This is a genomic window from Actimicrobium sp. CCC2.4, assembly GCF_034347385.1.
In the GTDB taxonomy this organism is placed as follows: Bacteria; Pseudomonadota; Gammaproteobacteria; order Burkholderiales; family Burkholderiaceae_D; genus Actimicrobium.
On the sequence record NZ_CP133777.1, the window covers coordinates 1,614,793 to 1,638,047 of the forward strand.

General features: G+C 61.6%; 21 protein-coding genes. 6 read left to right on the forward strand and 15 right to left on the reverse strand.

The window, feature by feature from the left end; all coding sequences use genetic code 11:
- Positions 1-136 precede the first annotated feature (136 nt).
- Together RHM62_RS07495 and RHM62_RS07500 are read right to left on the reverse strand one after the other, a co-directional pair.
- Complete coding sequence (locus RHM62_RS07495; protein WP_322124896.1) at positions 137-1,363, reverse strand: hypothetical protein; 1,227 nt, start codon at positions 1,361-1,363, stop codon at positions 137-139.
- Positions 1,364-1,442: 79 nt separating this feature from the next.
- Entirely contained in the window at positions 1,443-2,954 is a 1,512-nt protein-coding gene (locus RHM62_RS07500) for a leucyl aminopeptidase (RefSeq protein WP_322124897.1), read from the reverse strand.
- Positions 2,955-2,993: 39 nt separating this feature from the next.
- Between RHM62_RS07500 and lptF the strand changes: the two genes are divergently transcribed.
- Genes lptF through RHM62_RS07515 form a run of 3 tightly spaced genes read left to right on the forward strand, consistent with a single transcriptional unit; the run spans position 2,994 to position 5,655 of the window.
- Entirely contained in the window at positions 2,994-4,124 is a 1,131-nt protein-coding gene (lptF, locus tag RHM62_RS07505) for an LPS export ABC transporter permease LptF (protein ID WP_322124898.1), read from the forward strand.
- On the forward strand, positions 4,121-5,257 hold the full coding sequence (gene lptG / locus RHM62_RS07510) for an LPS export ABC transporter permease LptG (protein ID WP_322124899.1): 1,137 nt from the start codon (positions 4,121-4,123) through the stop codon (positions 5,255-5,257). Before lptF ends, lptG begins: the two co-directional genes overlap by 4 nt.
- Before the next feature lie 26 nt (positions 5,258-5,283).
- A complete protein-coding gene (locus RHM62_RS07515; protein WP_322124900.1) occupies positions 5,284-5,655 on the forward strand; it encodes a CbiX/SirB N-terminal domain-containing protein in 372 nt (123 codons plus the stop codon).
- Positions 5,656-5,662: 7 nt separating this feature from the next.
- On the opposite strand, the gene RHM62_RS07520 is transcribed toward RHM62_RS07515, so the two are convergent.
- The 5 genes from RHM62_RS07520 to RHM62_RS07540 form a co-directional block, all read right to left on the reverse strand.
- Positions 5,663-6,124 carry a hypothetical protein gene (locus RHM62_RS07520; protein ID WP_322124901.1) on the reverse strand — a complete coding sequence of 154 codons (462 nt, stop codon included), beginning with the start codon at positions 6,122-6,124 and terminating at the stop codon, positions 5,663-5,665.
- A gap of 26 nt (positions 6,125-6,150) precedes the next feature.
- Entirely contained in the window at positions 6,151-8,979 is a 2,829-nt protein-coding gene (locus RHM62_RS07525; RefSeq protein ID WP_322124902.1) for an EAL domain-containing protein, read from the reverse strand.
- 152 nt (positions 8,980-9,131) lie between these two features.
- Complete coding sequence (locus tag RHM62_RS07530) at positions 9,132-10,967, reverse strand: ExeM/NucH family extracellular endonuclease (protein ID WP_322124903.1); 1,836 nt, start codon at positions 10,965-10,967, stop codon at positions 9,132-9,134.
- Between the two features lie 166 nt (positions 10,968-11,133).
- Positions 11,134-11,691, reverse strand: a complete 558-nt coding sequence (locus RHM62_RS07535; protein ID WP_322124904.1) for a cytochrome b — start codon at positions 11,689-11,691, stop codon at positions 11,134-11,136.
- Between the two features lie 181 nt (positions 11,692-11,872).
- Complete coding sequence (locus tag RHM62_RS07540) at positions 11,873-12,934, reverse strand: hypothetical protein (protein WP_322124905.1); 1,062 nt, start codon at positions 12,932-12,934, stop codon at positions 11,873-11,875.
- Between the two features lie 137 nt (positions 12,935-13,071).
- Between RHM62_RS07540 and RHM62_RS07545 the strand changes: the two genes are divergently transcribed.
- Positions 13,072-13,545 (forward strand): hypothetical protein, encoded by a 474-nt coding sequence (locus tag RHM62_RS07545; protein WP_322124906.1) that lies wholly within the window; start codon positions 13,072-13,074, stop codon positions 13,543-13,545.
- Positions 13,546-13,560: 15 nt separating this feature from the next.
- Here RHM62_RS07545 and RHM62_RS07550 read toward each other — a convergent pair whose 3' ends face one another.
- Positions 13,561-15,198, reverse strand: a complete 1,638-nt coding sequence (locus RHM62_RS07550) for an ATP-binding domain-containing protein (RefSeq protein ID WP_322124907.1) — start codon at positions 15,196-15,198, stop codon at positions 13,561-13,563.
- A 154-nt stretch (positions 15,199-15,352) separates the two neighbouring features.
- Here RHM62_RS07550 and RHM62_RS07555 point away from each other — a divergent pair, with 154 nt between their 5' ends.
- Positions 15,353-15,745 (forward strand): VOC family protein, encoded by a 393-nt coding sequence (locus RHM62_RS07555; RefSeq protein WP_322124908.1) that lies wholly within the window; start codon positions 15,353-15,355, stop codon positions 15,743-15,745.
- Positions 15,746-15,913: 168 nt separating this feature from the next.
- Here the strand turns inward: RHM62_RS07555 and RHM62_RS07560 are convergent, their stop codons facing one another.
- Entirely contained in the window at positions 15,914-17,005 is a 1,092-nt protein-coding gene (locus tag RHM62_RS07560) for a calcium/sodium antiporter (RefSeq protein ID WP_322124909.1), read from the reverse strand.
- Here RHM62_RS07560 and RHM62_RS07565 point away from each other — a divergent pair.
- Positions 17,004-17,138, forward strand: coding sequence for a hypothetical protein (locus RHM62_RS07565; RefSeq protein ID WP_322124910.1), 135 nt, complete (start codon positions 17,004-17,006; stop codon positions 17,136-17,138). The two genes, RHM62_RS07560 and RHM62_RS07565, sit on opposite strands and share 2 nt — an antisense overlap.
- Positions 17,139-17,269: 131 nt before the next feature.
- Here RHM62_RS07565 and cobA read toward each other — a convergent pair whose 3' ends face one another.
- From cobA to RHM62_RS07595, 6 genes are read right to left on the reverse strand one after another with little or no spacing between them, the layout of a single operon-like run.
- Positions 17,270-17,980 carry a uroporphyrinogen-III C-methyltransferase gene (gene cobA / locus RHM62_RS07570; protein WP_322124911.1) on the reverse strand — a complete coding sequence of 237 codons (711 nt, stop codon included), beginning with the start codon at positions 17,978-17,980 and terminating at the stop codon, positions 17,270-17,272.
- A 4-nt stretch (positions 17,981-17,984) separates the two neighbouring features.
- Complete coding sequence (locus RHM62_RS07575; protein ID WP_322124912.1) at positions 17,985-19,310, reverse strand: sulfate adenylyltransferase subunit 1; 1,326 nt, start codon at positions 19,308-19,310, stop codon at positions 17,985-17,987.
- Positions 19,310-20,245 carry a sulfate adenylyltransferase subunit CysD gene (gene cysD, locus RHM62_RS07580; RefSeq protein WP_322124913.1) on the reverse strand — a complete coding sequence of 312 codons (936 nt, stop codon included), beginning with the start codon at positions 20,243-20,245 and terminating at the stop codon, positions 19,310-19,312. Before cysD ends, RHM62_RS07575 begins: the two co-directional genes overlap by 1 nt.
- Positions 20,246-20,296: 51 nt before the next feature.
- Positions 20,297-21,022, reverse strand: a complete 726-nt coding sequence (locus tag RHM62_RS07585; protein ID WP_322124914.1) for a phosphoadenylyl-sulfate reductase — start codon at positions 21,020-21,022, stop codon at positions 20,297-20,299.
- Positions 21,019-21,540 (reverse strand): DUF934 domain-containing protein, encoded by a 522-nt coding sequence (locus tag RHM62_RS07590; RefSeq protein WP_322124915.1) that lies wholly within the window; start codon positions 21,538-21,540, stop codon positions 21,019-21,021. The genes RHM62_RS07585 and RHM62_RS07590 overlap by 4 nt, the downstream gene beginning before the upstream one ends.
- Positions 21,533-23,230 (reverse strand): nitrite/sulfite reductase, encoded by a 1,698-nt coding sequence (locus RHM62_RS07595; protein ID WP_322124916.1) that lies wholly within the window; start codon positions 23,228-23,230, stop codon positions 21,533-21,535. Before RHM62_RS07595 ends, RHM62_RS07590 begins: the two co-directional genes overlap by 8 nt.
- Between the last annotated feature and the right edge of the window lie 25 nt (positions 23,231-23,255).

Consider the following 23,255-nt stretch of genomic DNA (forward strand, 5'->3'; position numbering starts at 1 on the left):
ACGATGCGACTTTTGTGTATGCCGTTTGTCGTCGACTATATCGACTTTTATTCACTTCTATCAAGGAGTTTTGCGCCGGATCACATCATTGATCCAGCCAGGCGTGCGTCATCCCGACGCACCCCGTTTTTTCAGCTTACTGCACGTACGTCCACAACCGCGCCAGCTCGGCGCTGCCATCCCTTGCCTGCAGCGTCTTCAGGACAGTCGCCGCCCTGGCTTTGTCGCCCGACTGCTGCAGCGCGATGCCCAGATGCAGCGTGGCTTCGTCGGGGCGTTTCAAGCCGCCCTTGGCAATGCCCTGGTCGAGCAGGGCAATGGCGCGCGGATACTGTTTCTGGCCGAGATAGTTGGTGCCGAGGTTGACCAGTGCGGTACCGGCAGCGGCTTGTCGTGCAGCGCTTTCGCTACCGGCCAGTACTTTCTGGTCGGCGGCGGCCTGGCTGCGTGCCTGCGTGCGCAGTCTGGTGTGGCGCGCGGTCTGCGGACCGGTGCCGAGCAGGTTGGCAGCGTAGCCTTCGTCGAGTACCGCCAGCGCTTCGGCCGGCAGGTTGGCTTGCAGCGCCAGTTCGGCCAGATCGGCGTAATCCAGCGCGTTGGCCAGCGTGCCGGTGGCGCGCTGCAGGCGCAGCACGTCGAGCGTGTAGCGATCCGAAAAGCCGGCCTGGCGCGGCACGCGGTTGATCAGGTCGGTCCAGTAGGACGGCTTCGGATAGGTCTTCAGCAGGCGCTCCAGCGTGGCCACGTACAGCGCATCGTCACTGGTTTTGCGGGCGCTGTCGGCCAGCATCTGCAGCTGGATTTCCGGCATCGGCTGACCGGCTTTGTCGTCGGCTTGCAGACGGCTTGTGAGGCTGCTGACCACACCGGCATGGTCATTGATCAGGTATTGCGATTGCACCAACATCGTGCCGACGGCCTCGCTGGTGCCGCCTTGCTTCTGGTAGCGCTGGGCCCAGACAATGGTCTTCGGATAGTTCTTGGCATTGTAAAAACTACCGGTCACGCCTTCGATCAGTTTGAGTTGCTCGTCGGCCGGCAGGCGACCGCTGTCAATGATGCGGGCGAAGACGATGCCGGTCAGCTCGGCATTGCCGGACGCCGCCGCTGCCGCGCCGCGGGTGCGGTCGACCGAATAGATTTCAAAGGGTGTGCGGTCGGGCAGGGCATCGATGCTGTCAAGTTTGGCGAAGGCCTCATCGAACTGCTTGGCCTGGATCATGGCCTGCGCTTCCTGCAAGGGCTTGCCGACGATGGCACGTACTGTTTCAGGGGCGGCCGGAGTCTGGGCATGGACAGCGGGAACGCTGGCGGCGAAGGCGAGTGACAGCAGCGCCGACAGCAAATAAGAACGTGATTTCATGACGGGGATTCCTGAATTGAAAACGGCGTTCGCAGTGCATGGGTGGATGCCTGCGAACGCCGTGATGAGCCGGTCTGGATTACTTTGCGGCGGTGACCCGATTTTGCAGGAAGGTCGTCAGCAAGGGCACCGGCCGGCCGGTTGCGCCTTTGGCGGCACCGCTTTTCCAGGCGGTGCCGGCGATGTCGAGGTGGGCCCACGTGTATTGCTTCGTGAAGCGCTCGAGGAAGGCAGCGGCGGTGATGCTGCCACCGCCCGGCGTACCGATGTTGGCCATGTCGGCGAAGTTGGACTTCAACTGTTCGTTGTAGGCTTCTTCGATCGGCATGCGCCAGGCGGTGTCGCCGGCGGTCTTGCCGGCTTCCAGCAGCTCGTCGGCCAGGCTGTCATGGGCTTCGTCGTGACGGGTGAACAGGCCGGTGTTGTGGTTGCCGAGGGCCACCACGCAGGCGCCGGTCAGGGTCGCGATATCGACCACGGCAGCGGGCTTGAAGCGTTCGACATAGGTCAGTGCATCGCACAGTACCAGCCGGCCTTCGGCATCGGTATTGAGCACTTCAATGGTCTGGCCCGACATCGAGGTGACGATGTCGCCCGGACGTGTGGCGCTACCCGATGGCATGTTCTCGCAGGTGGCGATGACGCCGATGACGTTGAGCTTGAGCTTGAGTTCAGCGATCGCGCGGAAGGTGCCGAGCACGGTGGCGGCACCACACATGTCGTACTTCATTTCATCCATGCCGGCACCCGGCTTGAGCGAGATACCACCGGAATCAAATGTGATGCCCTTGCCGACCAGGACCACCGGCGCGTCTTTTGCCTTGCCGCCCATGTGCTTGAGGACGATGAATTTTGGCGGTTCGACGCTGCCGTTGGTGACCGACAGGAAGCTGCCCATCTTCAGTGCTTCGAGCTGCTTGCGGTCCAGCACTTCGATGCCCAGCTTGAATTCCTTGGCCATCTTGCGTGCGATTTCGGAGAGGTAGGTCGGGGTGCAGATATTCGGTGGCAGGTTACCGAGGTCCTTGGTCAGGTTCATGCCATGGGCCAGTGCGACACTGCTGCTGATGCTGGCCTTGGCGGCGTCGGCATCGTCGGCGGTGACGGCAAAAATGACTTTCTTGACGTTGTCGGGCTGCGGCTCTTTCTTGCTTTTCATTTCATCGAAACGATAGGCGTTGCTTTCGATGGCAACGACCGCGCAGTTGATGGCCCAGGCGGTGCTGCTGTCCTTGACGTCATCGAGTGGCAGGGCGATCACGGCATCGCTGGCACCGATGCCGGCGAAGACGCCGGCGACGGCGCGCACTGCACTACCAAAATCTTTTTGTGACAGCGGCGTGGCTTTGCCCAGACCGACCAGCAGGACGCGCTCTGCCTGAACCCCGGTGACACTGCGCAGTAGCAGCGTGCTGCCGGCTTTGCCGGTGATGTCGCCGGACTTGACGGCAGCGGCGATTTCGCCACTGCTGTCGAGTGCCTTGGCGGCGCTGGATAATTGCTTGCCTTCGAAGATACCCACTGCGATACAACCGGCCTTGATGTTGACCAGCGTGGTCTTGGCGTCAAAAGTTTTTATGCTAAAGTCCATCGGTTTTCTCCCATTTTGCGTAAGCGATTATAGCCCCACATGATTTTCCAGCGCGCGCTCCGACGCGAATTGATCAGCACAGCCGGCGCGGTCTTCACCACTCTTTTTACGATCACCATCACTGTGATGCTGATCAAAATCCTGGGCCAGGCCGCGGGTGGCAAAGTCGCGTCCGAAGATGTCCTGGCGCTGATCGGTTTCGCGGCCCTGAACTACATGCCGGTGATCCTGATCTTGACCACATTCATCTCGGTGCTGCTGGTAGTAACCCGCAGTTATCAGGATTCCGAAATGGTGGTCTGGTTCGCCTCCGGCCTGAGCCTGACACGCTGGATTCCAACCGTGCTGAGCTGCGGCCTGCCGGTGGTGCTGGTCATTGCGCTGCTGAGTTTTTATGCGACGCCGTGGGCCAATCGCTCCAGTTCCGAATTCCGCGAGCGCTTTGAAAAACGCGCCGATATCGCCAAGGTCGCCCCCGGTAAATTCCAGGAATCGGCCTCGTCGAACCGCGTGTTCTTTGTCGAAGGCGTCACCGGAGACGCGATGAACGTACGTAACGTGTTCGTCAATACGGTCCGTGATGGCAAGAACAGCATCGTCGTCTCGAAAGAAGGCCGCACCGAAGTCGATGCCAATGGCGATAAATTTCTGGTGCTATCGAACGGCCGGCGCTACGAAGGCACGCTCGATGAGCGCGATTTTCAGTTGATGGAATTTGAACGCTATGGCGTGCTGATTTCCAGCGCGGTGCCGGGCCTGATGGCCGACCTGTCGTCGCGTTCGATGAGCACGATGGCCTTGCTGGCCAATCCGGACGGCTTTAATCAGGGCGAGTTGTTATGGCGCCTGTCGCTGCCACTGATGTGCTTGTTTTTGATGCTGCTGGCAATTCCGCTGGGCTTTGTCAATCCGCGCGGCGGTCGTTCTGCCAACCTCATCATTGCGCTGTTGCTGTTCGTTTTTTACAGCAACATGATCAGCCTGATGCAGGCGGCGGTGGCGCAGAACCGGCTGTCTATCTGGCTGGCGTGGTGGCCGGTGCATGTGCTGGCCATGATGGTCATTGCGCTGCTGTTTTCCTGGCGTCTGAAAATGAATAGCACTTATCACCCGTTGTTCTGGCTCGCGAAAGCCCGGCGCAGGGGCCTGGCCAAGCGGAGTGCACCATGACCGTTCTGCAAAAGTACTTTGGCAAGGAAATCCTGCGTGCGGTGCTGTTTGTGCTGCTCGCCTTTCTGGCGCTGTTCGCCTTCTTCGACCTCATTAATGAATTGCCGGCGGTCGGTCGCGGCGGCTACCAGATACAGCACGCATTTTTCTACATCGCGCTCGGCTTGCCCGGTTACACCTACGAACTCATGCCGATCGCGGCCCTGATCGGATCGATTTACGTGCTGGCGCAAATGGCATCGAATTCCGAGTTCACCATCATGCGTGTATCCGGACTATCGACCAGGCAGGCCGGCTTCATGCTGGCGAAGATCGGACTGATATTCGTGCTGATCACCTTCCTGTTCGGCGAGGTGATTTCGCCGCTGACGGCCGAGCGCGCCGAGCGTCTCAAGCAGCAGGCGCAAGGGACCTCTTCCAAGGAATTTCGATCCGGTTTGTGGACCAAGGACCAGATCCGCGATGACAGCGGCGCGATGATCGGTTCGCGGTTTGTCAATGTCGGCGAGCTGTTGCCGAACGGCCGGCTCAAGGACGTCAAGCTCTACGAGTTCGATAGCGAACTGCGCCTGACATCGATGGTGACCGCGAGCACGGCGGATTTTCAGGGGGACCGGCGCTGGCTGCTCAGTGATGTCGCGACGACCCGTTTTGCACTGACCGTGTTCAATCTGGCGGTGCTGCCGGACGCCACCTCGGGTATTGCGACCACCACGGCACCGACCCGCGAGCTGATGTCTGACATCACGCCCGATATCCTGTCGGTGACGTTCGCCGACCCGGACCGGATGTCGGCGTTTGACCTTGCGACCTATACCCGCCACCTCGCCGAAAACCGGCAAGTGACCGAGCGCTACGACATCGCCTTCTGGAAAAAAATCATCTATCCGTTTGCGGTTTTCGTGATGATGGCGCTGGCCTTGCCGTTCGCCTATTTGCATGCACGCAGTGGCGGCGTCAGCCTGAAGATTTTTATGGGCATCATGATCGGTGTCAGCTTTAAATTGATCAACAGCCTGTTTTCTCACGTCGGCTTGCTCAACACCTGGCCACCGCTGGCCACGGCGATCGCTCCCAGCCTGCTGTTTCTGGCCGGCGCGGTAGTCGCGTTGTGGTGGGTCGAACGACATTAACTTTTTACTCAGCATCGACCGAAACCATGACCCAAAAAGCGTTAATTCTGTTTGCCCACGGTGCCCGCGCAGCGGGGTGGGCTGCACCGTTCGAACGTCTGCAGCAGATGGCCGGCGCGCAGTTGCCGGAGGTGGCGGTACGTCTTGCATTCCTTGAACTGATGACGCCGCAGTTGCCCGAGACCTTGGCCGCGCTGGTGGCCGATGGTCGCTGCGACATCACGATCGTGCCGGTGTTTCTGGGGCAGGGCAGCCATTTGCTGCGCGACTTGCCATTGATCGTCGATGAGTTGCGCACCACCTATCCGCAAGTACATATCCGCGTGGCCGCTGCTGCCGGCGAAAATGCGGATGTGCTTGATGCGATTACGCGCTATTGCATTGTCAGCATGGGCTAGCAGGCGGTTAATGCAGACAGAGCGCAGGCCGCTCTGTCTCGCCACTGGCCATCATCAGCGCCGGCGCACCGGCGTCAAGCCAGCCGTGCAGTGCCTGGGCCCGCTCATTAAAGCAGGCAAACCAGTAACCAAGCGCGTCGGCGGTGGCTTCACCGCCAGCCATGCGTGACCAGATCAGCACGTTGGCCGGCGCTTCCGGCACCAGGCCGACGTTGATGACGGGCAAATCTTCTTGATATTGATTTTCGGCCAGCAGCGTTGACAGCGTGGCGTTTGTGGGTTCCGTCAGCGCGCCCGGATAACATTGCAGGGTCAGGCATTGTGTGGCGGATTCGGTCAGTTCGATATCGATATTGCCGACCGTTAGCGTGCAGGACAGGCCCGAGGGCGTGCTTGACAGCGGTTGTTCCAGACCCAGCTGGGTCAGGAGCAAGGTGATGATGCGAGGGGGTGTTGACTGGATCATCATGGCAGTCTCTCCGGAGTGAAGTCTAACTATAGGTTTGCCCTGGTCACAACTTGGTTCCCTGTTGCTGTCACTGCGCTGGCAGAGGTGGATGGATGCCGCATGCAGGTCAGTGCGGCGGGTTCGGGCCTGCCGATGCCATAGCCCTGGGCGTAATTGACGCCCATCGTGCGCAGACACGCGCGTGTCGCGTCGTTTTCGACAAATTCGGCGATGGTCTGTTTGCCCATCACGTGGCCGATGTTGTTGATGGCCTCGACCATGGCCTGGTCGATAGGATCAGTGAGCATGTCCTTGACGAAGCTGCCGTCGATTTTCAGATAGTCGACCGGCAAGTGTTTGAGGTAGCTGAACGACGACATCCCGGCGCCGAAGTCATCGAGCGCGAAGCGGCAGCCGAGCTCGCGCAAGCGCGTAATGAGTGCGGCAGCCTTGGCCAGGTTCGCAATCGCGGCTGTCTCGGTGATCTCGAAGCACAGCATCGACCACGGCACGTGATGCAGGCGCTGCTGTTCCAGCAGATACGCAAAAAAATGTTCGTCGTCGATAGATCCGCCCGACAGATTGATGGCGCAAGTCGTGATGCCGATGCCGGGTAGCGCCAGCATCCGGAAAGTATGACGAATGACCCAGCGGTCGATCTGCGGCATCAGCCCGTAACGTTCGGCGGCAGGAATGAAGGCCATGGGTGCGATCAGGCGGTCGTCCTCGTCGAGCAATCGCAACAGGATTTCGACATGGGCGTAAGGCATGTCAGGGCCGCTTGCCGTGGTTTGCAGCGACACGATGGGCTGGGCATACAGGCAGAAGCGGTCGCGTTCCAGCGCATTACGGATGCGTGCCACCCAGGTCATTTCATGGTGGCGTACCGTCAGTTCGATATCGTCAGCACGGTAGACATGCACCCGGTTGCGGCCTTTTTCCTTGGCCATGTAGCAGGCGGCATCGGCGGCTTTCATCACTTCCTTGAGCGTGCTGCTGCCGCGCGTGAGCGCCACCATGCCGACACTGACGCCGACAGTAAATCGCTGGCCGGCCCAGATGAAGCGGATGTCGGCCGCGCTTTCGCGCAATTGCCCGGCAATCCGGATCGCATCGCTATCGCCACAGTCCAGCAGCACGATGCCGAATTCGTCGCCACCAAGCCGGGCCAGCAGGTCGCCCTCGCGGATACTTTGTTGCAGGATCATGCTGATCTGGCAGATCAGTTCGTCCCCGGCGGCATGTCCGCAGGTGTCATTGACGATCTTGAACTGGTCGAGGTCAAGGTAGAGCACGGCGTACTGCCGCTGCGACGACGTGTCGCTGATCAGCGCATTGAGCCGGGCTTCGAAGGCGCGCCGGTTGAGCACGCCGGTCAGAGCGTCGTGGTTGGCCTGATGCTTCAGTTCAGCGGCATGGCGGCGTTCGTCGCTGACATCGTGCAGCACGACGACAGCACCGATGATGGTGCCGGCAAAATTATGGATGGGCGCAACCGAATGGTCGATCGGAATGATGCTTTCGTCCTGCTTGTGCAGCAGCAGCGTATCGGCGGACACGGGTGTAGCCAGGCCGCGTATGGCCGGGCCGACCAGATCACTGATCTGGAGGCCGCTGGTCTCGCTGACGATGCAGCAGGCCACTGCCAGCGCCCGGTTGCGCAACGCGGCGGCCGGTTCGCCCAGCAAGTCTTCGGCGACCCGGTTGCAGTACGTGATATTGCCGTCGGTATCGGTGGTGATGACGGCGTCGGCGATCGCGGCCAGTGCGACCTGGGCCAGCTCTTTTTCGCTGAATGCGCGCGCTTCGGCGGCCTTGAGGTCGCTGATATCAGTGAGGGTGCCGACCATGCGCACCGGTGTGCCCTGTTCGTCGCGGACCACTTGCGCGCGCGAACGGCACCACAGATAGTGGCCATCGCCGGTCTTCAGACGGAACTCGATGTCATAGGGGGTCGAACTACGGAAATGCAGGGCGGCAGCGGCCCGGCAGCCGGGACGGTCATCGGGATGCATCAGCTCCATGAAGGCGGAAGGAACGTCGTTAAGCACGTCGTCGTGATAGCCCAGCAACTGGCTGATCCAGGGCGAGTAATAGACCGTGTCGGCGCGGATATCCCAGTCCCACAGGCCGGCGCTGCTGCCGGTGAATCCCAGCGACAGGCGTTCTTCGCTGTGGCGTAGCTGCGATTCCAGTTGCTCGCTGCGGCGGGCAACGAGCCGCATCAGAACAATGCTGGCGGCGATGAGCAGCAAGGCAATACTGCTGAATGCGACGATCAGCAGGTTGCGGCTCAGGCGCGACGCGTCACCCAGTGCGCGCGAAAAACCGGCTTCTAGCGGTGTCAGGAGGTCATTGATCCGGTTAATTTCTGCCAGTACCGCGGCCGGGGACTGGCGTGCCCGGCCGCTGGCGAAATCCTCGTGCAGCGTCGTGCCGATCAAACGCAATTCGGTCATGTGGATGTCGGCCTGTTCCCAGTAGCCGATCGCGCGGGCGATATCGGGTTGCCACTTGAAGTAGCGATACAGCCGGATCATGCCGTCGATGTCGTGCGGGTCGACGCCGCCATCCATAAAGCCCTGGCGGGCGATGGCCGGATCCGGAGCGGGTTTGTTCATTTCGAGGCGGGCGCGGCGGTCGCCGGCGGGCACTTCAAGGAGGGCCAGGAATTGCCGGTAATCGCTCTCGTTGCCACTGCCGGCGTAGCGGCTGAGCTGATGGATCGCTTCTTTCTGGGCCTTCGACCACAGGCTTTCGGCACCGACATAGGCCCGCAGTATCGACATCACACTGATGCTGATCACGGTCAGCGTCGTCAGTGTCAGCACGACGGAGACCAGCAGGGCCAGAAAAACAGAAGTGCGCTTGATCACGGTGAGTACCTCAAACCAGGTGGCTGACGTGGAACGCTGAAGCTTTTTTTCGACGGTCGATTATTGCACCGGACGCCTGCCGGCAACGGATATCGACAAAATAAACCCGTTAAAACCAGCTGTTGCCGGTGCTGAGGTTAAAGCCGGTGGTGTCAGCGGCGCGCCGGCAGCGTCAGCCCGACCAGCACCGGATCATGGTCGGAGGCGCGCCATGGCGTGGCGGCATAGCGATCATCGGGTTTCGATTCGGTGTTGTAGTCGAGCACTGCGGGTTCGTCGGCATTGGCATGCCAGATCGTCACGCCACTGACGTGCGGTGCCAGCGTGCGGCTCGCAAAACCATGGTCGAGCGCCCCGGCCATACCGGCAAACACGTACGAATAACGCTCGGCCGGCGGCAGGCGGCGCAGCAGGTCGGCATGGCCGGCGGCTTCGATCACCCGGATAGGATCTTCGTCCAGATACGCATTGAAGTCGCCCAGCATCAGCACATCGCCATCGCCGGAGCGGGCCACCAGCGTATCGACCCACTGCAGCAGAGCGCCGGCCTGACGGGTACGCGCCGCATTCCAGCAACCCTGGCCGCGATCGCGCTCGACGCTGCGCGTATCGGACGGACAGCTGCTCTTGCTCTTGAGATGACTGACCACCATCCAGAAACTGCCATTGTTGTCGCGCGCGGCAAAGCGCTGCGCCAGCGGCGGACGTACACCACCGTCGACCAGGAAGCCGCGCGTCGGCGGCAGTTCGCGCGGGCCGAGCGTGACCACGCGGGCCGGCTTGTAGATCAGCGCGACCTTGATCACATCGCTGCCCGGCACGCCACTATCGATGGCGGCATATGTGTTGCCACCGAGCCGGGCGTTGACCGCACCGACCAGGTCCGCGAGCGCGGCCGGGTTGTTTTCGATTTCCATCAGGCCGAGCACATCGGCATCGAGGCCGGCAATCGCGGCGACCAGCTTGTCGCGCTGGCGGGTACGTTCGAGGGCGCTATCGGCACCGCGCGCACCGAGTGTAGTGAAGTAATTAAGCACGTTCATGCTGGCGACCCGCAGCGTCCCGCCGACCGCAGCCGGTGCCGGCGGACGCGGATTGGCCGGCGTGAAGACCACCGGCGCGGTTGGCACGATGCGCCAGCCGCTGGTGCTCCAGCTCAGGATGCCTTGCAGTCCGCTGACGGTATCGCCGCTGCGGCGCGTGCCGCTGCTGTCGTTGGCCGACAGGTATGGCACCGGCACCGGCGAGACCACGTTGGCACCGTCGTCGAGCAGAATTTGCGAGCGCGCATTGGCTGCGACGACGGTGGCCGCGTCGCGTCCGGCCGGATCATTGTTCGGTTGCCACAGACGGCCGTTGGCCGACAGCAGCAGTTCGCCATGGCGACCGAGGTCGTGGTTGTCGGTCACGGTCAGGGTTTGCGGCAGTTGCACCAGCATGCCTTCGAGTGCTTCGAATTGCTTGTCGCCGGCCACTGGTAATTGCAGGATATGGGGCGTGATCTGCGGGCCGGTACCACAGACCGAGATCGTGCTGACGCTGCTGATGCGGGTCAGCCGGTCCGGATCGGCACTGCTGCTTTTGTATTCTTCGATGGTGCCGCTGACCTGCACGTACTGGCCGCGCGCGACCCGTTTTGCGCCGGACGGCAAGTAGACAAAGATGCCTTCCGAGGTGGCGGCGTTACCGTCCGGTTCGACTTGCTGCAGAAAAAATCCGTGCAGCTGGCGGGTCTCCTGGAAGTCGCCGGTGACGACGCCGCGCAGCGTGACCAATTGGCCGGTGCGCGGACTCAGGCGACCGCTGCCCTGGACCGAGGTGATATTGCGCAGCGTGTTCGGCGCAGCCGGGCAGGGCGGCGCGCCGGCCACGGCGCGAATCGCGCTGGTGCGGGTCAGTGGCGCGGCCTGGCCGCTGTCACTGCTGCCGCCGCAGCCGGTCAGCAACAGGGCAAGGTAGAGGAAGGTACGGCAAGAAAAATACGGCATGGAGTCTCCCGGGGATCAGACTACGGATGCGCCTGGCAGGCGCTCTGCGTAGTAGATCCCGGGTTGACGCGGGCTGGCAATCGGGCTGGTGATTGGCTGTGCTGCAGTACGGCTGTACGAGAACAAACCGGCTGGTCGGTGGCGAGCTAGCGCAACAGATTGGCAGCTACCACCACATGCGCTGAAACACACCATCCTTGTCGACCAGCAAATGCTTGAGCCCGGCCAGTGCATGCAGTGCCACCAGGCCGACCAGTACCCAGGCAGCGATCGAATGGATACCAAAAAACTGTTCGGACAGATCATGGTCAGGCGTCGCCCACTGCGGCAGCGCAAGGCCGAAAAACGCCACGCCATCGTTGCTCAGTGATGCCCCGATGAAGCCGGTTGCCGGCATCACGACCATGCACGTATAGAGCAGCCAGTGGGTCAGTCTGGCGAACTTCATCTGCCATTGCGGCAGATGCGCCGGCAGTGGCTGCGGCGCATGTGTGGCACGCCACAACAGGCGCAGTGCGACCAGCGCAGCGACGATCAGGCCGGTGGATTTATGCAGGTCGAAGTACCAGCCGCTGCCTGGTGTACTTTCGATATCCACCATGTACCAGCCCAGTGCCACCATGCCCGTCAGCAGCAGCGCCAGCAGCCAGTGCAGAAAAATCGCCGGTCCGCGATAGCGCCAGCTGGAGTTCAGTGCGGAGAAACTGCTCGAGGCCTTGATCATGCGGAGTCCTTGTGGGTGCGATGCGGGATGGTTAGTGCGCGCAGTCTACCGTATCGCTACGGTGCCGAAGTCGGTGATGCGCTCCCGGCACCGCTGCCAACGCGTGTATTTGTTGAGCGAGGCACGCAAGTCGACGGCGGGGTGTCCGTAGCAGTGCCTGAAGAGGCATTCATTGACGTTATCAATTTTGCGCCTGCACGACCCAGGCACCGTCCCGGTAGACTTCCTCGTCGTCCAGCCGGACTGACTGCGTGACGGCAAAGACATCGACGTGATGGCGCACCACGCCGCGCTTGAAGCCGGCTTTCGGATAGATCCCATGCTTGGCCCCGAGCGACAGGTGAATGCCGCACATGCGTTCGAAGGTGCCGATATCGCTGACCGTGCAATCCTTGCTGAACGCGCGGTTCATGCCGAAGCCCAGTTCGCGCAGCCAGACTTCGCCTTCGTCGGCGCGGATGTTGGCCAGCACCTGGTCGAATTCGGGCGTGCTGTCGATGGCCTCGATGACGCGGCCCTTGCGGATGACCAGCGTGATCGGCTGCGCCGGCTGGTTGACCGAGAACGCGGTATCGCCGAACACAAAAATGCGTACCCGGCCATTGACGGTCTCGAGGTCGCGCGCTTCGGTGAACACTTCACCGATCGGGAACTGCCCGCCGACATTGGTCATGCTGCGGTAATCGCCAATGTTGATCTTGGCTGATTCCAGCGCACCGCCGAAGACCAGCAGTTCGCCGCCGCTATCGAGCACGGCCGAGCCGGCGCGATCGATGCGCTCCTTGAGGGCCATGCCGGTACCGCGGTAATAGGCCTGATCGTAGGCAAGGGCGGCGATGTAATGCAGCGATTGCTCGCCCGGCATGCGCGCCAGATGCGGATGCTCGATGACCTTCAGGCCGCGCTTGAACAGCTCGACGCGGATCCGGTAGGCATCGAGCCGGAAATTAGTCGACTGCACCAGCACTACCAGATCGCCGGCCGACAGCGTCGCAAACAGCGCCTGGATTTGCTCCGGTGCGACCGTGTCGAAATCAATGAAGGTGGCACCCGGCAGGCAGCGCCGGTAGGCCGCTGTCAGCGCCTGCGCCAGCGGGCAGCCGGCATCCGACACCACCACGGCGGCATGCTGCGGCATGTATTCGATAGCCAGATCCAGCACATCGCGCAAATGCGCCGTGGCGGCATCGATGGCGCTGTCGGGCAGCAGCGCGGCGGGTACATCAGGCAAGGTGGAAAGCATGGGCGACGCCATTGAAAGGAGAGCCGCATTTTACCTTCAGCCGGTCCGGTTTGCCTGATGTGTAAGCCTTTATCTGAATTGCGTGCAATTTAATTTGACGCGATATCGTGAATTCACTATTTTGCATGGAGACCATCATGACAACGACTGTAAAGCGCATTCTTTTTGCCGCTGCAGCACTGATTCTCAGCACCGCGGCGCTCCTGCCCGGCACCGCCTCGGCACAGGTGGGCGTCAATATCATTATCGGCAATGCGCCACCACCACTGCGCTATGAAGTCCGGCCGGGACCGCGTCGCGGCTACGATTGGGCGCCTGGCTACTGGAACTGGAATGGCCGCAGTCATATCTGGGCGGGCGGTCACTGGGAACGTTCGCGTCCCGGCTATCTGTATTCGCAGCCGCAATGGCAGCGTGATGGCCAGCGCTGGCGCCTCAACCGGGGTGGCTGGCATCAGGGCGGTGGCCCGCGTGCCGAACATCACGGACGTGGCCACGGCGGACGTGACCGCGACCACGATGGTCGTAAAAACCGCCACGACCGTGACCGGGATGGCGACGGCGTGAGGAACCGCAACGATCGTCGTCCGGACAACGGCCACCGGAACTGATGGCCGCAGCGCGCCTCATGACGGCGAAAATTTTTCCAGAATTTTTGCTGCCGGATCGCTGCACACCAGTACCAGTTTCAGGCTGGCCCGGGTCATCCCGACAAACAGCTTGCGCACGGTGCGCTCATCGAGCTCCTTGAAATCGAGCTCGGTAAAAATCACCGCCGGTGCTGACTGACCCTTGAACCGGTACACCGATTCGGCCAGCAGCCCGCCCTTGCGAAACATCGGATTGCCGAGCAGGTCGTAGCCGCCGGTGAACGAATGCAGCGCGTGCTGGCCGAGTTGATCGAGCTTGAGCAGCGCGGATTTTTCGCGTCCCTTGAACGACAGCAGCACGATGTCGTTGCGCGCAAAACCGGCCGCCAGACAATGCGTGATGGCTTCTTTGGTCGCTTCCAGCAAGCTGTCGTTGTCGCCGTCGGCATAGCGCAATTGCACCAGTCCTGCGCTGACAAACGGGCTGGCGGCCAACGCCGGTGCGTCACCGCCGGTGATCGCCCCCAGCAGGTCGACGATCTCGCGCGGATTGCGGTAATTGGTATTGACGCGCAGCGTGACCCAGTCGGGCAGCGCCACCGGCGCGCGGCCGTACAGGTTTTGCATCGGGTCTTCCAGCCACAGCACGCGGCCGGGCACCCGCACCAGTCGCAGCACCGCGTCGCGCCAGCCTTCCGAAAAATCCTGTCCTTCGTCGATGATCACCACGTCATGTTGCCAGTGCGGTGGCACCGTGCCGTGGTCGAACACGGTCTCCATGTTTTGCCAGGTGCCGGGATTGCTGTAGTCGGGTGCCGAGCCGTTTTCGCGGCCATACGCATCGCACAGCATGTGGAAATTAGCGACCCGGCCATGCGGCCCGAGCAGGTCGCGCATGTGGTCGGCCAGCGGCCGGTTGTAGCAGACATACAGCGGTTGCAGCCCGGCCGCCAGCGCCGCGCGGAATTCGGCCACCGCGAGTTGGGTCTTGCCGCTGCCGGCGGTGCCGATTACGCGCAGCCGGAACGGCGTGAATTCGATGTGGCGCGCCCAGGTGGCCAGTCCGTCGGCCAGTCGTGTGACCAGCGCGCCGGCACGGCCGACCATCGCGCTGGCATCCGGGATCAGGCGCAGGGTGTCGTTGAAGAAGCGGCTCACGGCGGTGCGTTGCGCGGTCGGTTCGGTCAGCGGCAGCAGTTGCCGGATCACGGCGATGAGCTCGTCGGCCTTGTCGGCATCGACGATGCGGGCCGGATCAAGTCCGGCCAGTGACGGTTGCAGCACGCGGTAGTCGGGGCAGTACAGCAGGTAATCGATATCGAGCGTGCCGCCGGTCTGCGCGAAGCGGTTGCGCAAGGTGCCGATGGTGCGGATCAGCGCGAGATGGACTTTTTCGGAACGGCCCGGATAGCGCTTGATCAGGCCGTCATCGGTTTCGGTCAGGAAGCCGGCTTTCTGTTCGATCACCAGCACGCGGCCATCCGGCGCGACCAGGATGAAGTCGATTTCGCCATAAACCGAATAGCGCTCCTCGACATTGGTCCAGTGCACGCCGTGAAAGATCAGATAGGCGGTATCGAGATGTTCGGCAAAGCGGCTCAGCGTGGCGATCTCGCGGGCAGCAGCTCCGGTGGTGGCCAGCTCGCGCCAGCCGGAGGGGACGATATTCGGCATGAAAGAGGGGTCGTTAAAATGTGTTTGAAATCCATTCGGATTGTAGGCGATTTGTTGCTCTTGCCGGGAGCGCTGTCCGGTCAGCGCGAGCGGCTTCCTTTGTATTATGATCATCCGCGCAGACCGGAGAGCCTCTCCGGCACAAGGAGACATTATGTTCAGTCACATCATGGTCGGTACCAACGACATCGAACGGTCAAAGAAGTTTTACGATGCGGTACTCGGAACGTTCGGTGCCAGTGCGCCGTTTCGCAATGTGGCCTCGACTGGCCATACCCGGCTTTTTTACCGGCACGAAAATAGTACCTTCTGCATCAGCGAGCCGATCAATGGCGAACAAGCGACCCCGGCGAACGGTGGCACGATAGGTTTTGCATGCACTTCGCCGGAGCAGGTGCAGCAATTTCACGCTACTGCGCTCGCGCATGGCGGCCAGGCTGCCGAAGATCCGCCAGGCCTGCGCGAAGGCGCGATGGGACCCATGCATCTGGCTTATGTGCGCGACCCGGACGGCAACAAGCTCTGTGCTATTTACAGGGCGGCTTAGCGTCGTTGGGTGCAATAACCGCAGGGCATTGCACCGGATGCACCGCTAGCGGTTGATAAAACTGTCTGTGCTCCGCCACGGCCAAGCTACCGACGACCCCAACCCAACCTTCGAACCGGGCTTTCCAGGAACGTCAGCGCTTGTGCGCGATCCCCCGCACGATCACATTCATGCCTGCGGGATGGATGGCTTGTCACGGATGAGCGACACCACAAGAGTGATGATGGTCAGCGGCACCACGAAACCGAGCATGACTGACGAGAAGCCGGTCAGCGTTTCGTGCTGCTGTGACGCCAGGATCAGGTAGGCCACATACGCGACGTAGTACGCCAGGAAAACGCCACCTTCCCAGCGTGCGATTTCGCGACCACTCAGGAACACCGGCAGACAGGCCAGTAGCGCCGCCAGCATGACCCAGATATCAAATGACATCACCGACGGCCCCAGCGGCAATCCGGACGCACCCGACGCCAGGCTGGCCAATCCCAGGCAGCCCAGCAGGTTGAAGGTGCAACTACCGACCACGTTGCCCACGGCGATGTCGCGCTCTCCCTTGAACGCAGCGGTGATCGAGGTGGCCAACTCGGGCATCGATGTGCCTGCCGCGACAATAGTCAGACCGATCACGAGGTCGCTGACACCGAGCGCCTTGGCGAACACCACGGAAGCCGAGACCAGCCAGTCCGAACCGAGTACGAGCAGCACCAGACCGGCCAGGATCAAGGCAGTCTGGGCTGGCCATTTGGCATCCCAGGCATGCGCGCTGGCCGGCTTCAATTCGCTATCGAATTGACTGGCCCCGGCCGATGAGGCGCGGCGCGATTGCACTATCAGGAATACGGTATAGACCACCACCAGCGTCAGGAGCAGGGCACCATCCCACCGGCTGAGCGTGCCATCCAGGCCGAGCGCCACTAGCAGCAAGGCCGAACCGATCATGATCGGAACCTCCTGACGGATCAGCTGGCTATGGACGACCAATGGTGCCACCAGTGCGCTGAGGCCGAGAATGAACAGCACGTTGAAGATATTGCTACCCACGACGTTGCCGACGGCAATCGCGGTCTGGCCGCTGAGTACCGCGCCGGTCGACACGGCCATCTCGGGAGCGCTGGTACCGAAGGCGACGATGGTAAGGCCCACCACCAGTGGCGATATCCCGAACGACAGCGCCAGTTTCGATGCCCCGCGTACCAGGGAGTCGGCACCGACGACCAGCGCAACGAGACCCGCGATAAAAAGAAGGGATTGCATCAACATGAAGAACTTTCAGAAAGCGGGGATCAAGACGATCGCCCGGCGGGTTGCCGGCACCTTACCCGAGACGGTGAAAACAACCAACACGGAAACCGGAATGGAAGCTGCGGCTTGTGCAACGCCCTACACGCTTTGATGCACATCACATCCCGAAGGATTCCGCAGTGTGGGCACAGCATCATGTGCCCACGCGCGCGACCCGGTGATGCTGGTTATCTCCGTCGGTCGGCGGTGCATTTGCGTGGACACGATACCTGCATACCCACCCTACACCTCACGCGCCGCCATCGCCGCACCAATCATCATCAGCACCGGTCCGCTGCATTTGGCCAGGCCGTCTTCGAGCTGGCTCAGTGGCAGCCGGTAGATATGCTCGTCGGCGCGGCTGCAGTTTTCCACCACGATCACCGGGGTGTCGGGTGGATGACCCAGCGCCAGCAGGTTGCGTGCGGTCTTCACGGCTTCGCGCCCGCCCATGTACTGCACCAGCGTGTCGCAGGCCGGCAGGGTGGTTTGATCGGGCATGTCGGGTGCGGTGCTGGACGTGAAAAACGCGACGCTGCGGGCGATACCGCGTCGGGTCAGCGGTTGCTTGCTTGATGCCGCCGCTGCCAGCGCTGCGGTGATACCCGGCACCACCGCGCATTCAATGCCGTGCGATTCAATGGCACGCAATTCTTCATCGGCCCGACCGAACAGCATCGGGTCGCCACCTTTCAGGCGCACCACGCGACGGTATTTGGCGGCGGCGTCGATGATTTGCTGGTTGATTATCGGCTGGGCCATCGAGCGCAGGCCGCAGCGCTTGCCGACCGCGATCAGCACCGCTTGCGGACACAGCGCCAGCATGTCTTCGGTAACGAGGGCGTCATACAGCACGACCTCGGCCTCGGCCAGCAAGCGCGCACCGCGCACCGTGATCAGGTCAGCCGCACCCGGGCCGGCCCCGACCAGCCAGACCTTACCGTAGATCGTCACCGCTTCAGGCCAGACGGATCATGCCGGCGGCCACCGTCTGATGCGTGACTTCATCGATCAGGATGAAGGCACCCGTGGCGCGGATGTCGTCATAGGCGTCGGCGGCCAGCGGTTGCTGGACGGTCAGGCTGATGCTGGCGATGTCGTTGAGTGTCAGGCCGGTGGCAGGACGTTTTTCCTGGGTATTGATATCGAGCAGCGTATCGACGCCGGTGACCTTGGCCGCGACCTGGCGGGTGGTGTGCTTGAGCCAGTACTTGCGCCGCATGTCGAGCGGTTCTTCGGACAGCCAGCAGACGTCGGCAATGACGTTCTTGAGCAGTGTGGCCGGACGATCAGCCGAGACGATCATGTCGCCGCGCGAGATGTCGACATGCTCGTTGAGCAGCAGTGTGATCGACTGGCCGACTACCGCGGTCGTCAGTGAACCGTCGAGCGTGACGATGTCTTTCACGGTTGCGCTCTGGCCGCCTGGTTGCACCGTCAGCTTGTCGCCGACACTGACCTTGCCGGCTTCGATACGGCCCATGTAGCCACGGAAATCGTTGGCTTCATGACCGGCATGACGCGCCACCAGTTGCACCGGAAAGCGCAATGGCTCGTCGTGCGATTCATCGTAGACGCTCAATGATTCGAGCAGGTCGATCAGCGTCGGTCCCTGATACCACGACAGCTTGTCGCCACGGGTGACGACGTTGTCGCCGGCCAGTGCCGACAGCGGAATCGGCTTGATGTCTTTCAGGCCCAGCGTGGCAGCGAATTCCATGTAGGCAGCGACGATGCGGTCATAGACTTTCTGGTCGTAATTGACCAGATCCATCTTGTTGACGGCGACGACGATATGCTCGATGCGCAGCAGATGAGCGATGGTCGAATGGCGCTTGGTCTGGATCAGCAATTCCACGCTGCCGTCGTCACCCAGCTTCACTTTCGAGACATCGATCAGGATGATCACTGCGTCGGCGGTCGATGCACCGGTGACCATGTTGCGGGTGTACTGCTCGTGGCCCGGGGTGTCGGCGATGATGAACTTGCGCTTCGGTGTCGCAAAATAACGGTACGCCACATCAATCGTGATGCCTTGCTCGCGTTCTGCTTCGAGGCCATCGGTCAGCAGCGACAGGTCGATGGTGTCGCCAACGGTGCGCTTGTGCTTGGCGCGTGACATCGCGTCGAGCTGGTCGGCAAAGATGCCCTTGCTGTCGAACAGCAGGCGGCCGATCAGCGTGCTCTTGCCATCGTCGACCGAGCCGGCGGTAATGAAGCGCAGCAGGCCGCGTTCGGCGGTTTGTTTTGTGGTTGGAGTGGCTGGAGCGACTGCGGCATTCATCAGAAATATCCTTCTTTTTTACGTTTTTCCATCGAGGCTTCCGAGGTCTGGTCATCCATCCGTGTCGCGCCGCGTTCGGTGATTTGCGTCACTGCGGTTTCAGCGATGATCGCGTCGACGGTGTCGGCGTCCGACGCGACCGGGCAGGTGCACGAAATATCGCCGACGGTACGGAAGCGCACCATCATTGTTTCGACTTTTTCGCCGGGCAGCGGCGGGGTCAGGTCGGTCAGTGGTACCAGCAAGCCGTTGCGCGGAATGACTTCGCGCTCATGCGCAAAATAGATCGGTGGCAGTTCGAGTTTTTCGCGGGCGATGTATTGCCAGACGTCGAGTTCGGTCCAGTTTGAAATCGGGAACACGCGCATGTTTTCACCGGCATGGACGCGGGTGTTATACAGGTCCCACAGTTCCGGGCGCTGGGCTTTCGGATTCCATTGGCCGAATTCGTCGCGGAAGGAAAAAATCCGCTCCTTGGCGCGGGCTTTTTCTTCATCGCGACGGGCGCCGCCTATGCAGGCGTCGAACTTGTACTTGGCGATGGTTTCGAGCAGCGTTACGGCTTGCGCGGCATTGCGCGAATCGGTGGCTGGATTGCGCAGGCGCACGGTGCCGCGCTGTATCGAATCTTCGACCGAACCGACGATCAGGCGCTCGCCCAATTCCGCTACGCGCTTGTCGCGGAAGGTGATCACTTCAGCAAAATTGTGACCGGTATCGATGTGTACCAGCGGGAATGGAAAGGCACCCGGACGGAAGGCTTTCTCGGCCAGGCGCAGCATCACCACCGAGTCTTTGCCACCTGAAAACAGCAGCGCCGGATTGGCGCATTCGGCAGCGACTTCACGCATGATGTGGATGGCTTCGGATTCGAGCCAGTCAAGATGACGGCTACTTGCCGCATCGAGAAAAAGGTTTTCGACTGCAGGATTCATGGTGTCTTTACTAGGTAAGTTGTTGGGTCACGCTGTTGCTTGGGTGGCTGCTCAGGTGGCTGGTTTGATCCGGATGAGCTTGCCATCGACTACATGCAAACCGCATTCCTTCGAGTCCGGGTTTTCCCACCACCAGCGACCGGCACGCACATCTTCGCCAGGTTCGATGGCGCGGGTGCACGGCTCGCAACCGATAGACGGATAACCGCGATCATGCAGCGGGTTATACGGCACGTTGTTGTCGCGGATGTATTTCCAGACATCGGCTTCGGACCAGTCCGCCAGCGGATTGAACTTGGTCATGTCGTGCGCTTCATCGCGTTCCTGCACGTCGAGTTCGGCGCGGGTGCTGGACTGGGCGCGGCGCTGGCCGGTCACCCAGGCGGTATTGCCGGCCAGGGCGCGATTGAGCGGATCGACCTTGCGGATGCGGCAGCATTCCTTGCGCAGATCCACGCTGTCATAAAAGCCATTGAGCCCGTTGTTCTGGACGTAGGCATCGACGGCGACCGGATCCGGTTTCATGCGCAGGACCTCGTACGCGTAGTGGTCCTTGATCGTGTCGAGCATGCCTAATGTTTCAGCATGCAGGCGGCCGGTCTCCAGCGTGAAGATGCTGACCGGCAGACCGGTGCGCAGGATCATGTCGGTCAGGACCATGTCTTCGGCGGCCAGGCTGGAGGCAAACACGGCCGGCGAAAAATCGACGGCGATGCGACCCAGCGTGGCCTTGGTGGCGGCGACCAGATTATCGTAGTCGGTTGGCGCGGCGCTCATGATGCGGCGACCGGCCGGTGGGCGCGCCGGAACAGCGGCGTCTTCTGATCCAGCGAGGTCTGGTACGACTCCGAGAAATCGGTCAGGCCCTTGAGTGCATCATGGATGCTGCGGTCTTCGCGCGTGGCGAAGGCATCGAAACCGACCCGGCTCATGTAGAACAGCTGGTCGCGCAGCACATCGCCAATGGCGCGCAGTTCGCCTTCATAGCCCATGCGGGCGCGCAGGTTGTAGGCCGTCGAATAACCGCGGCCATCGGCAAATTTCGGGAAGTCGACGGCGATGACGGCGAAGCAGCCGAGGTCGTCCTTGATGTCTTCGGCACGTTCGCTGCTGGCCAGCCAGACACCGAGTTCGGTGCGGCCGGCGAGTTCTTCACGACGGGCTTGCCAGACGCTCAGCGGCACGATGACTTTGCCGGCGGGCAGGGCGATGGTCTCGGCGGTGTCGCCTTCGGCCAGGCGCAGTACGGTCCAGTCGTCGCTGACGACCGTGCGGTGTTTGATGATGTCACGCATGGGCGTCTTCTCCGGCGATGTGATGTTTGGTTTTGATCGGGGTCGCGTAGACGTGTTCCTTGAACGGGGCGACGCCGACACGGCGGGTGGTGTCGATGAAGCGTTCGTCTTCGTAGCGGTCGCGCACATAGACTTCCAGCAGTCGTTCGATGACGGTCGGCATTTGCTGTGCCGAGAACGACGGGCCGATGATTTTGCCGATCGAACTTTCGTTGCCTTGCGCGCCGCCTATCGAGACCTGGTAAAACTCGGCACCGTCCTTGTCGACACCGAGGATGCCGATATTGCCGACATGATGGTGACCGCAGGCGTTGATGCAACCCGAGATATTGAGTTCGATTTCGCCGATGTCATGCTGGAAGTCGAGGTTGTCGAAACGCTCGGAAATGGCCGCGGCAATCGGGATCGACTTGGCATTGGCCAGCGAGCAGAAATCGCCACCGGGGCAGCAGATGATATCGGTCAGCAGGCCGATGTTCGGCGTGGCCAGGCCGTGTGCCTTGGCTTGCTTGAACAGTTCGGGCAGTTCGGATTGGCGGACATCGGCCAGCACCAGATTCTGTTCGTGCGTGACGCGGATTTCGCCGAAGCTGAAGCGGTCCGCCATCCGGGCGATGAAGTCCATCTGCTCGGCGGTGGCGTCGCCGGGCGGCACGCCGGTCTTTTTGAGGGACAGCAAGACGATCGCATAGCCCGGCACTTTGTGCGCCTTGACGTTGCGGCGGGTCCAGGCACCGAAGGCCTTGTCGCTGGTCTTCAGGGCCGTGATGTCGGCATCGTCGCCGGCCAGCTTTGCGTAGCCGTGCGGTACGAAGTACGACGCGACGCGGTCGAATTCTTCTTGTGTGAGCGTGCTCGGGCCGTCTTTCAGGTCGACCCATTCGGCCTCGACCTGACGCTGGAATTCTTCGATGCCGATGGCCTTGACGAGGATTTTGATGCGCGCCTTGTAGATATTGTCGCGCCGGCCATGCTGGTTGTAGACGCGCATGATCGCTTCGGTGTAGGTCAGCATGTGCCGCCATGGCAGGAAGTCGCAGACCACGCTGCCGAGGATAGGCGTGCGGCCCATGCCGCCACCGGCCATCACGCGCAGGCCGAGTTCGCCGTCGGCGTTGGTCAGGACCGTGAAGCCGATGTCATGTACGGCAGTGGCGGCGCGGTCTTCGATGGCACCATTGAAGGCCAGCTTGAACTTGCGCGGCAGGTAGGCAAACTCCGGATGAAAGGTGCTCCACTGGCGCATGATTTCGGCCAGCGGGCGCGGGTCGATCAGCTCGTCGGCGGCGACGCCGCAGTATTCGTCGGAGGTGATATTGCGGATGCAATTGCCCGAGGTCTGGATCGCATGCATCTCGACCGAGGCCAGGTCGGCCAGGATCTGCGGCGTATCTTCGAGATTGATCCAGTTGTACTGGATATTCTGACGCGTCGTGAAGTGGCCGTAGCCGCGGTCATACTTGCGGGCGATCTCGGCAAACATGCGCATCTGGTCCGACGACAGCATGCCGTACGGGACGGCCACGCGCAGCATGTACGCATGACGTTGCATGTACAGGCCATTTTGCAGGCGCAGCGGTTTGAATTCTTCTTCGGTCAGTTCGTCGGCAATGCGGCGACGGACTTGATCGGCATATTGTGCGATGCGTTCCTTGACGATCTGGTGGTCGTATTGGTCGTAGTGATACATCGTGGATCCTGTCTTCAAATGATAC

Bases quoted from the DNA above. Each gene is read 5' to 3' on its own strand.
- RHM62_RS07555 (WP_322124908.1), top strand. From the start codon at position 15,353: ATGTTCAGTCACATCATGGTCGGTACCAACGACATCGAACGGTCAAAG.
- lptF (WP_322124898.1), top strand. From the start codon at position 2,994: ATGATTTTCCAGCGCGCGCTCCGACGCGAATTGATCAGCACAGCCGGC.
- RHM62_RS07565 (WP_322124910.1), top strand. From the start codon at position 17,004: ATGAAGAACTTTCAGAAAGCGGGGATCAAGACGATCGCCCGGCGGGTT.
- RHM62_RS07520 (WP_322124901.1), bottom strand. From the start codon at position 6,124: ATGATGATCCAGTCAACACCCCCTCGCATCATCACCTTGCTCCTGACC.
- lptG (WP_322124899.1), top strand. From the start codon at position 4,121: ATGACCGTTCTGCAAAAGTACTTTGGCAAGGAAATCCTGCGTGCGGTG.
- RHM62_RS07515 (WP_322124900.1), top strand. From the start codon at position 5,284: ATGACCCAAAAAGCGTTAATTCTGTTTGCCCACGGTGCCCGCGCAGCG.
- RHM62_RS07595 (WP_322124916.1), bottom strand. From the start codon at position 23,230: ATGTATCACTACGACCAATACGACCACCAGATCGTCAAGGAACGCATC.
- RHM62_RS07550 (WP_322124907.1), bottom strand. From the start codon at position 15,198: ATGCCGAATATCGTCCCCTCCGGCTGGCGCGAGCTGGCCACCACCGGA.
- RHM62_RS07530 (WP_322124903.1), bottom strand. From the start codon at position 10,967: ATGCCGTATTTTTCTTGCCGTACCTTCCTCTACCTTGCCCTGTTGCTG.
- RHM62_RS07575 (WP_322124912.1), bottom strand. From the start codon at position 19,310: ATGAATGCCGCAGTCGCTCCAGCCACTCCAACCACAAAACAAACCGCC.
- RHM62_RS07560 (WP_322124909.1), bottom strand. From the start codon at position 17,005: ATGTTGATGCAATCCCTTCTTTTTATCGCGGGTCTCGTTGCGCTGGTC.
- RHM62_RS07545 (WP_322124906.1), top strand. From the start codon at position 13,072: ATGACAACGACTGTAAAGCGCATTCTTTTTGCCGCTGCAGCACTGATT.
- cysD (WP_322124913.1), bottom strand. From the start codon at position 20,245: ATGAATCCTGCAGTCGAAAACCTTTTTCTCGATGCGGCAAGTAGCCGT.
- RHM62_RS07535 (WP_322124904.1), bottom strand. From the start codon at position 11,691: ATGATCAAGGCCTCGAGCAGTTTCTCCGCACTGAACTCCAGCTGGCGC.
- RHM62_RS07585 (WP_322124914.1), bottom strand. From the start codon at position 21,022: ATGAGCGCCGCGCCAACCGACTACGATAATCTGGTCGCCGCCACCAAG.
- RHM62_RS07540 (WP_322124905.1), bottom strand. From the start codon at position 12,934: ATGCTTTCCACCTTGCCTGATGTACCCGCCGCGCTGCTGCCCGACAGC.
- RHM62_RS07500 (WP_322124897.1), bottom strand. From the start codon at position 2,954: ATGGACTTTAGCATAAAAACTTTTGACGCCAAGACCACGCTGGTCAAC.
- RHM62_RS07495 (WP_322124896.1), bottom strand. From the start codon at position 1,363: ATGAAATCACGTTCTTATTTGCTGTCGGCGCTGCTGTCACTCGCCTTC.
- RHM62_RS07590 (WP_322124915.1), bottom strand. From the start codon at position 21,540: ATGCGTGACATCATCAAACACCGCACGGTCGTCAGCGACGACTGGACC.